The 13,622-nt window shown below is 41.2% G+C and carries 13 protein-coding genes; 10 read left to right on the top strand and 3 right to left on the bottom strand.

Annotated features, from left to right (window positions below):
- Positions 1-227 precede the first annotated feature (227 nt).
- Complete coding sequence (locus ACIQXU_RS03355) at positions 228-1,631, bottom strand: tetratricopeptide repeat protein (protein WP_402986698.1); 1,404 nt, start codon at positions 1,629-1,631, stop codon at positions 228-230.
- Between the two features lie 328 nt (positions 1,632-1,959).
- On the opposite strand from ACIQXU_RS03355, the gene ACIQXU_RS03350 reads away from it, so the two are divergent.
- The 6 genes from ACIQXU_RS03350 to ACIQXU_RS03325 all read left to right on the top strand — a co-directional run bounded on the left by ACIQXU_RS03350 (position 1,960) and on the right by ACIQXU_RS03325 (position 5,748).
- Positions 1,960-2,151, top strand: a complete 192-nt coding sequence (locus ACIQXU_RS03350) for a hypothetical protein (protein WP_402874739.1) — start codon at positions 1,960-1,962, stop codon at positions 2,149-2,151.
- Between the two features lie 537 nt (positions 2,152-2,688).
- Positions 2,689-3,765 carry an acyltransferase family protein gene (locus ACIQXU_RS03345; RefSeq protein WP_402986697.1) on the top strand — a complete coding sequence of 359 codons (1,077 nt, stop codon included), beginning with the start codon at positions 2,689-2,691 and terminating at the stop codon, positions 3,763-3,765.
- Positions 3,766-3,983: 218 nt separating this feature from the next.
- Complete coding sequence (locus tag ACIQXU_RS03340; RefSeq protein ID WP_402986695.1) at positions 3,984-4,310, top strand: hypothetical protein; 327 nt, start codon at positions 3,984-3,986, stop codon at positions 4,308-4,310.
- Positions 4,311-4,506: 196 nt separating this feature from the next.
- The gene (locus tag ACIQXU_RS03335) at positions 4,507-5,112 is read left to right on the top strand and encodes a hypothetical protein (protein WP_402986693.1); all 606 of its coding nucleotides are present in this window, start codon (positions 4,507-4,509) and stop codon (positions 5,110-5,112) included.
- Between the two features lie 114 nt (positions 5,113-5,226).
- Positions 5,227-5,559, top strand: a complete 333-nt coding sequence (locus ACIQXU_RS03330; protein ID WP_402874746.1) for a zinc ribbon domain-containing protein YjdM — start codon at positions 5,227-5,229, stop codon at positions 5,557-5,559.
- A gap of 15 nt (positions 5,560-5,574) precedes the next feature.
- On the top strand, positions 5,575-5,748 hold the full coding sequence (locus ACIQXU_RS03325) for a hypothetical protein (RefSeq protein WP_402986692.1): 174 nt from the start codon (positions 5,575-5,577) through the stop codon (positions 5,746-5,748).
- Positions 5,749-5,824: 76 nt separating this feature from the next.
- Here ACIQXU_RS03325 and ACIQXU_RS03320 read toward each other — a convergent pair whose 3' ends face one another.
- Positions 5,825-6,328, bottom strand: coding sequence for a DinB family protein (locus ACIQXU_RS03320; RefSeq protein WP_402986690.1), 504 nt, complete (start codon positions 6,326-6,328; stop codon positions 5,825-5,827).
- 209 nt (positions 6,329-6,537) lie between these two features.
- Entirely contained in the window at positions 6,538-8,004 is a 1,467-nt protein-coding gene (locus tag ACIQXU_RS03315) for an NAD(P)-binding domain-containing protein (RefSeq protein WP_402986689.1), read from the bottom strand.
- Positions 8,005-8,307: 303 nt separating this feature from the next.
- Between ACIQXU_RS03315 and ACIQXU_RS03310 the strand changes: the two genes are divergently transcribed.
- The 4 genes from ACIQXU_RS03310 to ACIQXU_RS03295 all read left to right on the top strand — a co-directional run bounded on the left by ACIQXU_RS03310 (position 8,308) and on the right by ACIQXU_RS03295 (position 13,476).
- Positions 8,308-9,372 (top strand): ABC transporter ATP-binding protein, encoded by a 1,065-nt coding sequence (locus ACIQXU_RS03310; RefSeq protein ID WP_402986687.1) that lies wholly within the window; start codon positions 8,308-8,310, stop codon positions 9,370-9,372.
- 294 nt (positions 9,373-9,666) lie between these two features.
- Positions 9,667-11,190 (top strand): phytoene desaturase family protein, encoded by a 1,524-nt coding sequence (locus tag ACIQXU_RS03305; protein ID WP_402986685.1) that lies wholly within the window; start codon positions 9,667-9,669, stop codon positions 11,188-11,190.
- Positions 11,190-12,650, top strand: coding sequence for a phytoene desaturase family protein (locus ACIQXU_RS03300; RefSeq protein ID WP_402986684.1), 1,461 nt, complete (start codon positions 11,190-11,192; stop codon positions 12,648-12,650). Before ACIQXU_RS03305 ends, ACIQXU_RS03300 begins: the two co-directional genes overlap by 1 nt.
- Positions 12,643-13,476, top strand: a complete 834-nt coding sequence (locus ACIQXU_RS03295; protein WP_402986682.1) for a phytoene/squalene synthase family protein — start codon at positions 12,643-12,645, stop codon at positions 13,474-13,476. The genes ACIQXU_RS03300 and ACIQXU_RS03295 overlap by 8 nt, the downstream gene beginning before the upstream one ends.
- Positions 13,477-13,622: the final 146 nt, after the last annotated feature.

Genomic DNA, 13,622 nt, shown 5'->3' with positions numbered 1-13,622 from the left:
ACATTAACGGATTAAATGTCAAATAGATTTGTCGATATAGTGCGTTTTTTGTCGAATTATGTGTACGTTTTATATAAATCTTCAAAGCCTCACATGGATAGTATTCCATATTTCGGATCAATTAAGCGAGCCATATGAAATGAGCTTTATTTCTTAAATAAACTCTTAAACCGTATAAAAAAGGATTAGAAGGGTGAGTTCTAATCCTTTTTATATTTCATTGCACGTTATTTCATTTGATCTAATATTTGATGGTAAGCAAAGGCCTCTTTAACCATCCCTTTGTTTTGATACATTTTGGACAGCTGCGATACGGGAGCGGGGTCATCCGGGTACAATTCCATCTCCCATGAGAAACATTCGATGGCTTCATCGTATTGCTTAAACTCTGCATAATATTGTCCGAGTTCCATCATTTGATCGGGATCATCCAGCAAGGTCATCATCTTGTTTATTTTCCGGAACACCGGAGAATGGGGAGCTGATTTTTGGATGGGTAGCAGCTTTTCATGTACCTCTTTAAGATCGTAGGTTTCAAGCAATTTACCAATAAGTTGTAGTAACCTTTGTTCGGATTGCTTCTCGCCATCTTCTAGGACGAGCTGTTGAATCATAACCATGAAGGTATCTATATGGGTGGCAATAAACGTCGGATCTAAATGTTCCCATAATGTATGCAAGATCTCCTCATAGGTATCCGGGAGGGCATTAAGGAAATTCATTAAATAGAGAGCGGCTGTTTCATAGTGTTCCTCCTGAAGCATCTCTTCAATCATCGATTTGGTTTGTGGTAGCACCTGAAATGGGTTGATGTGTAAATAGTCTAAGGTTACGATCCACTTTTCCATGGATACGAATTGCAAGGCCATCGTGGTATAGGCTTCAATGGAAGGCACCTTCGCATACTTTTCCACTTTCTCCATCCAGAGTAAGAGAAGGGTCAAGAAAGAGTCCTGTTTCCTCAATAAACCTTCTAACATTTTTCCTTCATCAGGTTGTAAGCGATATCTGAAGCAATGCCATTCAACAAAAAGCGAATCTTTCTCCTGGATGGTAGATAGTGATGAGGATGTGTAAAATTCCATATAGGAATGGAACTCCAATGAGTTTTTAATCTCTCTCGCAGAATTCAGGTCGGGAGCGAAGTTTGCCAAGATCTTAATGATTTGAAAGGCCTGCATGAAGTTGCCGTTTCTTCTATAGTGGTAAAAGATTTTGTATATGACATTGCTCAGTTGTTTCTTTGTGAAAAATGAGTCGAGCGTCGTAGCGATGTAGGCTACTTCCTGGAGGGAATATTGATTTTGAAGTTGGGAGAAAAGCTTATTCTTATTTGGAATAGTGGCGGTTTGGCTGGGGATTATTGCGGAGAGGAACGGATGGTCTGAGTGTAAGACGATACCCATTTTCCGTATTTTATCGATAAATGAATCTTTCTCTATCTTTTCTACCTTTTCACCATATACAAGATTATTCTTATAGTAAATGAGATAATAATTTTCATTTAATGATGATTCTACTTCAATCATCGTACATCGTGAGAATACGACGACTTGCATCACTTTCCCTTGTGAGAGTTTCTTTTTTTCTTTGATGGAAATTTCAACTGGCATAATAAGTTTATTATTCATATGTAACACAGCCCCTTTTGATCGTATGCGAATTCATGTGATTTTTATTATCCATTATAACATAGCATTTACTGGATTTTCTTTTAGAAAAGCCACTACGATTGAACTTTGTGATGTTATCAATAGTATGAAACTACTTTTCCCTTTTGAGAAAAATTTTCTGGAATGTGCCTTTTGCAAGCGACCCAACCGAAAAACAGTTGGATGGTACCAGGGGGATTTTGGTGGAATGTAAATGACGAGAGATAGTGGTGTGCTGGTGAAAAAATGCGTAAATGGTATACTTGATGGGTGAGTTTTTAGCACCTGAAAGGAAGTAACGATAATAATGAAGTACTTCAAGACGCAAATGAAACAGCTAATGAAAGAACACTCGGAACTACAAACGCAATTGAAAGTGTTGATGAAAGAACACAATCTAGAGAAGAATTTTGCCCTTAAGGCTTTATATCATGCAGAGGTTGCTGATGGCGGAAAGTACCAGAAGGCCTATCAAGCCCTTGATTCTCCTAGGGACTAGAGGGTGTTTCCAAATATTACAAAGATCAATTAATGTTATGAAGAATAAATCAGACTGTAGACAAATTCGTTGAAAATCGACTTTGCTACGGTCTTTTTGTTTTAAAGTAGAAGTATTATAACTTGGGGTGAGGAGATGCAGTCGAAATATAATTCTATTCAACGAGATCAACTTGATAAAAGAGGGATATCGGAAGTGTACAACTCTCCCAAATAGATTTGTAAGACGTATTCATTTTTATCGCAGGACCGAAGCAAAGATCCACAAAAAATGGTGACGCGGTATATCTGGTAAGGAAATACTGAAAAGAAAAGTCCATTTTATACCGACTTAATTCAATTATGAGAAGAAATAGGAATAATGAAAATAGGCTTTGGGTATGATACTTATTACTATTTTTTTCCATTGAAATGAATTCTATTAAAGTTATAATTATATTGAAATGATAATTTTATACAATATAATAGCTCTTTTTAAGACTCAAGATTGACGTCTTTTTTTTATTGTGGGCTAAACTTGTAAAAAAGTATTTAAGGGGTGCTAAATATTAAAACGGTTAAAGAACGTGATCCATTTTATGATAACGCTAGATTTATTCTCGTATTTCTAGTTGTATTAGGTCACTTTATTGTACAAGTGAAACATCATCATTGGTTAATCTTCGAATTCAATAATTTCCTCTCTTTAATTAGAATGCCTTCGCTAGTAGTCATTACAGGTTTTTTATCCAAGGGTTTTAATCGGCCAGGGTATATTGAGAAAAATGTCAAGGCAATTCTTGTGCCCTACTTATTATTTCAAATAATATTTGCATATTATTATTATATTTTATATGACAAAAGTATCTTTACATATGACTTTTTCCAACCGCAATTTTCTTTATGGTTTATATTTAGTTTATTTATGTGGAAAATGCTTCTATTCATATTTACTAGGCTCACGCATCCACTCATTTGGGCATTTGTTTTTGGGGTTGGAATAGGATATGTTGAATCAGCTGGTCATTATATGAATATCCAGAGAACATTCACCTATTTCCCGTACTTCCTGCTAGGTTTTTATTTGAAGAAGGAACAATTCGAAATCGTTAAAAAGAAATCGTCTAAATTAATAGGAATGTTCATCGTTTTAATAGTGTGGTTTCTTGTATCTCAAATCCCACCAGCAGAAGTCCAATCTTGGTTGGCAGCAAACCGTTCATATGTTGCGAATGGACACGAAGAATGGTATATCGGCTTGAAGCGGGCGATGTTCTATTCATTTTCACTTTTAGTGGGCTTTGCCTTTTTATGTTTTGTTCCGAAGAAAAAGACATTCTTTACTAAATTAGGGCAAAGAACGGCTTATATTTATATACTTCACGGTGCTATTGTTAAAACACTTTATGTGCATTACATTAGACCGGAAGATTTCAATTCAATTTGGGATTATATACAGCTTCCTGTTTATGCCGTTCTACTAGTACTAATACTCAGCTCGAAGCCTGTGACTTGGATTATGAAGCCGTTAATTGAAGGGAAAATAGTAGACTATTGTATATTGCCTTTCAAATGGATTATCAATAAATATAAACCCGTCTTTCAAAGAAATGAAGAAATTGAAAAAAGCGCCTGACTTAACATAGTCTTTGAATAATATTAGTGTATCTCTCCTGCATAACAAAAGGCTTATGTAATCATTTTTGCTACGTAGGGGGGGTTCTATGCCTGAAAATGGGAACATATTTGTTCTACAGGGGAACTCGCCATCTAACATAAAGGATTGACCCCATCCATAAAATGATTGGTGGGTGAATATAATAAACGACTCGGAGGTGAAAGGGAGGTTCAGGCATGATTATATGGAGAGGGCTGGGTTTTTTAGTTTTTGTCATTATGGTGCCATTGGTGTTTTTATTCGGTTGGATCTTGGATATGACGGTTGACCGTTCACTGCCCGAAGATACTTCATTAATCATCGGTTTGTTCGTGGCCGGGATCATCGTCTGGTTTTTGGGTAGAAAACTAAATGGTGGTTCTGAAAAGGTTCTTGTCGATCAAGAAACAGGTACTGCCTATAGAATGGGGACCCGCCATAGTCTATTCTTCATTCCAATGCAATTTTGGGGACCGATCTTTATAACGATCGGAGTGATTCTTACCATTAAACTATTCATCTGATCAATCATCATCGAGCCTATGGTATAAAGCAGTACAGTTGACACTGTGCTGCTTTTTTTTACGGAAGGGATGACGAACCAGCTCCCTGTTCCATATGGAAAAGTACCTATTCTGAAAGATAATGCATAATTATTCAGTCAATGATATAATGTGTAAGATTTTGTGAATTTTAGTTGATAAAGGAGTAGGAAAACGCATGAAGAAGATTTTATACACGGCACTATTGACCATGCTGGCCATCGTTTTGGGGGCATGTACCGGTAATCAAACAAATACCATCTCGGTGGCGGATTTGACGGATAGGGAAGAGGATATTCTTTCCCTGACCACGAGTGACGCATTCTTATTCGATTTCAATATCGATGATACATATCAAGAAGTTTCTTTTTGGATTGAAAAATATGAATCTGGTAAATTGGTTGGTAAAAAGATCAATGATGCTACTGCTCCGGTTTACGGAAATGGTTCATTGATGTTCGCCAGAACCCAAAATCCGGACAATGAGAACCAGTTTACCTTCATGACTGGAATAAAAACGGAGGGTGATGATGAAAGTGATCATTCGAGTTTTAGCAGTTTAGTGACAGAGCAGAGGGATCTTGAAAAGGCTTCGATTACAACGGGAAAAATATCAGAAACCCTTCCCATAAAGGATGAAATGGTGCTAGCGAGTATTTGTTATACACTTGATGAGGAAGGTGCAACTTCCCTATCCAGTGATTTTTATGAAGATCCAAAAAGCAATATGGATGAGTTAAAGGATTTCGATGTGGTGTATTTACTTAAAGGTGAATTTAAATAAGGCCAAAATGCCAAAGAAGGGAACCATATGTGCATGGTTCCCTTCTCCAATGCCTATTGCCTGGAAGATGCTGTTATATTAGAATGAGCAATGTTGAATGGAGGAATGAAAATAATGTCCGATTTACCTAATTGTCCAACCTGTCATTCAGAATATACATACGAAGATGGAAGCCTCTATGTTTGCCCGGTGTGTGCACATGAGTGGTCCATAGAATCAGAAACGGAAGAGATCAAGACCATTAAAGATGCCAACGGCAATGTCTTGAATGATGGTGACTCCGTAACGGTCATCAAGGACCTTAAAGTCAAGGGAAGTTCATCCGTCTTGAAAATGGGGACAAAAGTGAAAAGTATCCGATTGGTGGAAGGCGATCATGACATCGATTGCAAAATAGATGGTTTTGGTGCGATGAAGTTAAAATCCCAATTTGTTAAAAAGGTATAGGGACAGGACTATTATGTGCAAGTTGAATTGGAAGGTCGTTTAACGGCAGGGACAACCGTCGTGGATTATGCAAGGCGCAGTGGCAAAACGCCAAATGTCCATGTGCTGCACGGTGTCGACCGGGAAGGTTTTGTCTCCGAATTCATGAATGCCATAGAGTTTGTTGGAGAAAGAATAAGAGTGAACTAATAAGGAAAACCGCACCGGATGATGAGGGGCGGTTTTTTTATTTGATGGCCTGGATGTTTTTAGGATACTATCGGGGTTACCCGAATTGGAGTTTCATGCTTTTTATTTGTTCAATATGCCGTTGCTCATGTAAGGATAATAATTCGATCCATTGATCTAAAGAAAGATGGCCGAATAGTGGATGCTTTGCTTTTTTTCTACGAAAAATGCTCCGATCTTCCTGTTCAAAAATTACATTCAATAAATGGTTCCTTGATTCAAACAGCCGATCCAGTAACTTTGGTAATTCCAAACGCTCTTGAGAAGGTACCACCATCTTAGGGGCTTTGAATTTTTTTGTCAGATCCGAAGTTAAGTAGATGTCTTTTTGGATGATCTGTTTATAGTCCCTGTCTTTTAAACCACGGACAATGGCCTCGGTAAAAACAGTTTCAGAAAGGAATAGATGATGACAAATTTGGGCGATGCTCCAGCTTTCAGGTGAAGCCTTGTAATCCATCATGGGACTGTTCAATCCTGAAATTTCCTCGATTAATTGATTCCTTGTTTCAAATAATAGACTAATCTCTAGAAAACCCATGAGAACCTCCTGTGTTCAGATGATGTAAGGAAAGTAAATGGAATGTAAGCGTTACCTTCATTGTACAACAGGGTGGGAATCTAGTGTTGAAAGAAATGAATAATGGATGAAATGCCTTTGGCTTTTTCTCCAGGATGATAAAAGGCTTGCTGCCTTAGATGTGCCAGCAAGCCATTTATTTGAGAATATTAGGTGGGCTATCCAAATCGTCAACTGGGTATCGAGTGTATGAACGATTGGGGTGTGGAGTCCGTCCTTTGTTCTTTTCTTGGCCATTCTTCGGTGAATTCTACTTGGTCATAGTCAAAGAATGTTGTGAGGATGTCTGTTCGATTGTCGGTGAAGAGCTGTTCAGCTACCGCCGCTACGAGTTTTGGTATGCTGAACTTCAATCCCGAAAGTGCTGAAGCTGAAATGCCGCAACTGATCAAGGCGGAATAGTTAAAGGCGAACATTCCGTGCAGTCGCCCTTTTCCTTTATCATCACGGCTTTGGAAAGCAAAGCCGGGGCTTAAGTAAGGATGTGCATCAATCGTAGGATTAGCCAGATTTTCCGGGGCGTGATAGCGGTCGCTCCAGCGGACAATGTGCTTTTCCACAAGCCGTAATTCAGGCCGTAAAGAAGGATCCGTGACAAGGCCGGTACTGATGATCAAGAAATCAAAAGTGAATGTTCCCTTAGGCGTTGTCACGACAGCTTGATCATTTACGTTCTTTACTTGAAGCCATGGGGAGCCCAGGTGCATGTCGAATCCGGGCCATGAGGAGGCACGTTGAAACATATCTGTGGTCGGTGGTTGATTATGCTTAAAGAAATGGCTCATCACGGCATACTTATCAGCATCCGGTAGGGTATGGAAACGCTCGATTATGCCGGAAGCCTCCATATGCCGGATCGGATTGATGCGGGGAATCTCTTTGCGCCTGATGAAGACATGGGCTTTTGCGACGCCTTCAGAGAGGGCGAAATGGGCATTATCAAAAGCAGAGGCTCCGCCGCCCAAAATAGCGACCCTTTTCCCTTTGAGGGTGGAAAAGTCAATCGGTTCCGAGGTATGTGCATAGAGGTGGCGAGGCAAGTTCTCTGTTATCATGGGTGGAATATGCCATTCGCCCCCACCTTGAATCCCGGTGGCTAAAATGACCTTGCGAGCAAGCAGTAGGGACGTGTGGGCTCCTTGGCCTTCGATATGCAATTTGTGGATTCCTTCTTCGGTAGGCTCGACCAGCTTTAATTTCACCTTATTGATGACAGGCAGGTTGAGGACTTCCCGATACCACTGAAGATAATTCATCCATTCCTGCCGGGGTATCTTATCCATCGCTTCCCAGCTTTCTTGACCGAATTGCGCTTCCCACCATGCGCGGAACGTCAAGGAAGGGATGCCAAGATCGATGGTCGTCAAATGCTTGGGTGTCCGCAATGTCACCATGCGAGCATAGGTTCTCCAGGGCCCTTCCAACCCTTCGCCATTTTCATCGATGACAAGGATGTTGGATATTTTCTCACGGAAAAGTCCAAAAGCCGTACCTAACCCACTTTGTCCGCCCCCGATAATGATTGCATCATAGATATGTCCTGTAGGTTGCTTGGATGGATCCACCCGATCGTTGCTACCGATCGAAAGGTAGGACAAATCAGTTCTAACTTGTTTGGTTAATGTTTCTATGCTCATGATCTATTCATTCCTTTCATGGACGATTTTTATCAATATATGTTTTGTTAAGTAACTTTTCATGTAAGTTTATATAACATACTATTAGATTATCATGGATTCATCGGAAATTCTTTAGGTGAATTGTCTGAAATTTCTTTTTATTATTGGTCACAATCACTAATCGAATAAGTGGTTAGTGTAAAATGGGGTTTTTTTACATGTGTTTCATTAAAAAAGTCCATACTACTACATAGTCGGATGGCTGTTACGTTAGGAATGATAGTTTAATTTCGGGTAACGATAAAAAAGGAGAAGAGCTAATTGGCTTTACTTGCTTTGCAAGAGATAGCGGTAGCATATAACAAACAAAGGGTTTTAAAAGATCTCACACTTGAAGTTGAAGAAGGACAGCTGGTTTCCCTACTGGGTCCAAGTGGATGTGGGAAGACAACGACATTGCGTTTAATTGCGGGGCTTGTACAAGCTAGTGAAGGGAAGATTCTATATAACGAGAAAGATTATACGAAAGTCCCTGTTACGAAGCGGAATGTTGGCTTTGTGTTTCAGAACTATGTCTTATTTCCGCATATGACGATCTTTCATAATATTGCATTCGGACTGAGGCTTAGGAAATGTTCCAAGATGGAGATAGAAAAACGTGTCATGGATGTGCTGGAAATCGTAAATATGTCAGGGTTTGAAATGAGGTATCCGCATGAGCTTTCCGGTGGACAAAAGCAACGCATTGCGATTGCAAGGGCCATCGTCATCGAACCGGATATCCTTTTATTTGACGAACCATTGAGTAACCTCGATGCAAACTTACGGGTGAACATGAGGACGGAAATACGGCGGATTCAACAAAAGTTAGGGATTACCACGGTGTACGTATCTCATGATCAGGAAGAATGTTTAGCGATATCCGATCAGGTGGCGATCATGAATCAAGGTGCCATCGAGCAGTTTAATAGTCCGGCGGCGATTTACAATTATCCTCGAACCAAATTTGTCGCAGACTTTATCGGGTATAAGAATTTCATTTCCTTCGATGAGCGGCATGATGACGGAGACCATATCGTACTGATTAAATCAGGGTACGTATTTGTTCTCCAAAAGGATGCGAATATGTCTAACTTGACTGGGAAAACAAGTACAATCAGGCCGGATGCTTTAATGATGCAAGCAAAAAGTCCTTCGGGAAATCTGCAACATAATTGTTTACCGGGAAGAATTAAGGTTTGTACATATCTAGGAAGAAGTTATCAATATAGTGTGGGGACACCATTCGGGGATTTTATCGTGAATGGGGAGATGACAGAACCATATCATGTAGGTCAAGAAATCGTTCTGGTCTTTCCGAAAAACCAGATGGTGCTGGTTGATTAGAGTGGGAGGGTGTCGTGAGGCAGAGACGTTGGTGAGTCAACGTTTCTGTCTTTTTCATTTTCTTATATAAAAGTGTTTAACATTTGTACAGCTAATGATAGTCCGGGTATTCGATGGGAAAAGGGATGAAAAAGCTAATTTCATAGAAAAATAATCTTGAAAAGTGCCTTTATACCAGCCTCCCAAAGCGTTTTTTATCCAGATGACCTTCTCGGTTAAATAAAAATTGTAGTATTTGATATATAACCGTTGTATAATGTTTGTATAACATTTGTGCAGAGTGGAGGTATCCGAATGAAAAAGCGTATGGCGATTGTGGGGGCAGGTCCAGGAGGGCTTGCTGCAGCCATGATTCTAGCAAGTAAAGGTTATCAGGTTAACGTATATGAAAAGCAATCCTATATCGGTGGTCGAAATGCCGAAGTGAGGTTGGGAGATTATAAGTTTGATATGGGACCGACATTTTTATCGATGGTTCATATCGTCGAAGAATTATTTACGGCCGCTGGGAGAAATTTGCATGACTATTTGAACGCGGTGGAACTCGATTCAATGTATGAACTGATTTTTGAGAATCGGAAACTGCTCATGACCCGTGATACAGAGCAGATGAAACAGCAAATCGAGTCGGTGTATCCAGGCAATGGCGAGGGATATGAAAGGTTCTTGAAGGAAACGGCAAAGAAAATGGAGGCCCTCTCACCCATTTTGCAATCCAAGATGGATCGGTTCATGCACTATTTTCAGCCGAAAGTTCTTCGTGCGCTTCCTGAACTTGAATTGAATAAGACGTTATATGATGTCTTGTCCCGATATTTTACCGTGGATGAATTGAAGCTCGCGTTCACGTTTCAGTCTAAATATTTAGGCATGTCACCGTGGGAATGTCCAGGTGCCTTTTCGATTCTTTCTTATATGGAACATGCTTATGGTGTTTTCCATCCAATTGGCGGAGTGAACGAGCTATCCAAATCGATGGCGAAGGTGGTTCGTGAGCATGGTGGGAAGATCCATACGAATAGCGGGGTGAAAAGCCTTTGGATTGAAGGGAAAACGGTGAAAGGCGTTGACCTTGAAAACGGAGAAAGGGTGGAGGCGGATGAAGTCATCATTAATGGTGATTTTGCCCACGTGATGACCCATTTGGTCGGTAAAGGCCAGTTAAAGAAATATACACCTGAAAAGTTGGCGAAGAAGAAATATTCTTGTTCCACATTCATGTTATATCTAGGGTTGAATAAGAAGTTCGACTTGCCGCATCATACCATCGTTTTCTCGAAAGATTATCAAAAGAATGTGGAGGAAATAACGAACTTGAAGATCCTTTCTGAAGATTCTTCGATCTATATTCAAAATGCGAGTGTCACCGATCCAACGTTAGCTCCCGAAGGAAAGTCCACCCTGTATATCTTGGCACCTGTGCCGAATAATTTTAGCGGGATTGACTGGGAAGAAGAGCAAGAAGCATTCCGGGCACTCATTTTAAAGACGGTCGAAGAGAAGACGGGATTCAAAAACCTGGAGCAGTATATTGAAGTTGAAAAAATGATCACGCCCCGTAATTGGGAAGAAGACAAATTGGTCTATAAAGGGGCGACCTTCAACCTTGGGCATCAGCTTTCACAAATGATGGTATTTAGACCGCATAACCAATTCGAAGAGCTCAAGCATTGCTGGCTCGTTGGTGGTGGAACGCATCCTGGAAGCGGGCTCCCGACCATCCTGGAATCTGCACGCATTACGGCGAATGGCATATTGGAACAGGATAAGCGGGACATCATTCCTGTATCACCGCTTCCCGTCGTGGAGGGATTTTGATGAAGACAGCGATTATTGGTGGCGGTGTCGGAGGGTTGATGGGTGCCTTGTTTTTATCGAAGCAGGGGGTCGATGTAACGATTTATGAAAAAGAGGCGCAGCTTGGAGGGAGGCTGAATTTTGTTGAAAGAGATGGTTTTCGGATTGACCAAGGTCCGACCATCGTCCTGTTACCTGAGATGTTTCAACAACTTTTAGATGAAGCGGGCATCGACCGGAAAATCTATGAACTCCTCCTATGTGATCCCCTCTATTCAATCCAATTTCCCGATGGAGTGTCATTCACGAAATATCCGGACTTTGAGCGGCAAGTGGAGGAATTCAGAAGGGTCTTTCCTTCAGAAGTAGAGGGTTTCAAGCGTTTTATGAAAGAGGGAAGCTATCGACTTGAGTTGGGGAAAAAATCATTCTTGGAAGAATCCTTTGTGAATCCCAAAGATTTTTGGACATCAAGCAAGCTCAAAACATTGATGAAGCTAAAACCCTATCAATCGGTACAGAAATTGATGTCTCAATACTTTAAAGATGAAAGGCTACAATCGGTCTATGCACTTCAATCTTTATATGTTGGCGGTAATCCCTTTCAAGTTCCCGCGATGTACTCGTTAGTTTCATTCGCTGAGCATGAGCAGGGAGTCCACTATCTAAAAGGTGGGTACGCAAGCCTCATCCCCGTCCTTGAAAACGAACTGAAACGACGCAATGTGACAATACACCTGAATAGCAGGGTGGAGAATATCCCTATGGATCACCAGAAAGTAACCGGGGTTGAGACGAAGGGTGGATTCATCCCTTATGATTCTGTCGTGTTTAACGGGGATTTCCCAAATATCAAGCATGTATTGGGACGAAAAGAGAAAAGGACATTCACCCCATCTTCAGGCTGCCTTCTCCTGTATTTCGGTTTAAATCGCATATACAAAGAAGCAAATGTGCATCAGTATTTCATGGGGGATAATTTTTCTGAGCATATGAAAGATGTATTTGACAGGAAAAAGCTTCCGGTGAACCCTTCCATATATGCCTTTCATCCATCCATCATCGATGATAGCCTGGCCCCGGCCGGTAAAGGTGTGATGTACACGCTGGTTCCAGTACCGTCCGAGTCGGATATTGATTGGTCCAACGAAACGGAATGGATAAATGGAATAATCAACCGTATGGAGAAATCATCTTTCCCAGGATTGCGCGAAGCCATTGAATGGATGGAAATACGGACACCGACGGATGCCGAGAAATCTGGCTTGTATCGAGGCGGAAGCTTCGGTGTCGCACCAACCTTATTGCAATCTGGCGTTTTCCGGCCGCAGGTGAAACCGTATCCTATTGATAATCTGTACGCAGTGGGAGCATCGGTTCATCCAGGCGGCGGCATTCCGCTTGTTATGCAAGGAGCAAAATTACTTGCGGATCAAATCCAGCGTGATCAAGCCCTGAAAGGAGTGAGTGTCCATGTATGATGTGAAAGAGGCGTACCGGAATTGCGAAAAGGTGATTGCCCACCATTCCAAAACCTTTTATAAAGCCTTTTCCATTCTGCCGAGGGATGAGCGACAAGCGGTATACGCCGTTTATGCCTTCTGCCGGACGGTCGATGACATTGTCGATGAGGGGGAGAACCCTGCAACTGAACTTGCCGTTTTCACGAGTGAGTTCGAGCATTTCCTAAGTGGGGTATACGATGCATCCAACCCCATGTGGGTGGCTCTTCATGATGTGTTTCGACGCTATGAGATGGATGAACAGCATTTCCGTGAAATGATCAAAGGCCAGGAAATGGATATCACGATCAATTGCTATGAGACGGTGAATCAACTCTTGAACTATTGTTATCATGTAGCGAGTACAGTGGGTCTGATGCTCCTGCCAATCCTTGCACCGAAGAAAGTGGCTGCTTTAAAGGACGGCGCCATTGCATTGGGTTTGGCCATGCAGGTGACCAATATACTGCGTGACATAGGAGAGGATTTGGGTCGTGATCGAATTTATTTGCCTCATGATGTGATGAAGGCCCATGGTTTGACGGAAAAGTCGCTATGGTCTGGAAAGGTGGATGTCCCTTTTGTGGAAGTGTGGGAGCATCTAGCGAAAGAGGCTGAAGGGTTTTACCAAGAAGCTTTTCAAACCTTGAATGAATATCCAATCTATTCAAGGATACCAGTCAAAAGTGCCGCCTATTTATACCGTGAGATTTTAACGGCCGTCCGTTCGAAGAAGTATCATGTTTTTCATAAAAAGCATTTTGTGACCAATCAGATGAAGCAACGGATACTCGTCAATATGTAGAAAAACAGGTCACTTCCTGTGCGAAGTGACCTGTTTCAGTATGTAGACACACTCGGATAAAAATAGAGACTGTCTATATTATGGAGGGTGATTTTCACTCCAGGCACTCGCTTTCCGCGGGCGGTCCGTGAGCCTCCTCGGCTTAC

It is taken from the genome of Peribacillus sp. NPDC097284, from assembly GCF_044761765.1.
Lineage (GTDB): Bacteria > Bacillota > Bacilli > Bacillales > DSM-1321 > Peribacillus.
Note: the sequence above shows the minus strand (reverse complement) of the source record. Positions and strands in the feature narration are given on the sequence as shown.

What these genes read in the sequence shown, in the direction of transcription:
- ACIQXU_RS03355 (WP_402986698.1), bottom strand. Translation starts at nt 1,631, where the DNA reads ATGAATAATAAACTTATTATGCCAGTTGAAATTTCCATCAAAGAAAAA.
- ACIQXU_RS03350 (WP_402874739.1), top strand. Translation starts at nt 1,960, where the DNA reads ATGAAGTACTTCAAGACGCAAATGAAACAGCTAATGAAAGAACACTCG.
- ACIQXU_RS03340 (WP_402986695.1), top strand. Translation starts at nt 3,984, where the DNA reads ATGATTATATGGAGAGGGCTGGGTTTTTTAGTTTTTGTCATTATGGTG.
- ACIQXU_RS03335 (WP_402986693.1), top strand. Translation starts at nt 4,507, where the DNA reads ATGAAGAAGATTTTATACACGGCACTATTGACCATGCTGGCCATCGTT.
- ACIQXU_RS03330 (WP_402874746.1), top strand. Translation starts at nt 5,227, where the DNA reads ATGTCCGATTTACCTAATTGTCCAACCTGTCATTCAGAATATACATAC.
- ACIQXU_RS03320 (WP_402986690.1), bottom strand. Translation starts at nt 6,328, where the DNA reads ATGGGTTTTCTAGAGATTAGTCTATTATTTGAAACAAGGAATCAATTA.
- ACIQXU_RS03315 (WP_402986689.1), bottom strand. Translation starts at nt 8,004, where the DNA reads ATGAGCATAGAAACATTAACCAAACAAGTTAGAACTGATTTGTCCTAC.
- ACIQXU_RS03305 (WP_402986685.1), top strand. Translation starts at nt 9,667, where the DNA reads ATGAAAAAGCGTATGGCGATTGTGGGGGCAGGTCCAGGAGGGCTTGCT.
- ACIQXU_RS03300 (WP_402986684.1), top strand. Translation starts at nt 11,190, where the DNA reads ATGAAGACAGCGATTATTGGTGGCGGTGTCGGAGGGTTGATGGGTGCC.
- ACIQXU_RS03295 (WP_402986682.1), top strand. Translation starts at nt 12,643, where the DNA reads ATGTATGATGTGAAAGAGGCGTACCGGAATTGCGAAAAGGTGATTGCC.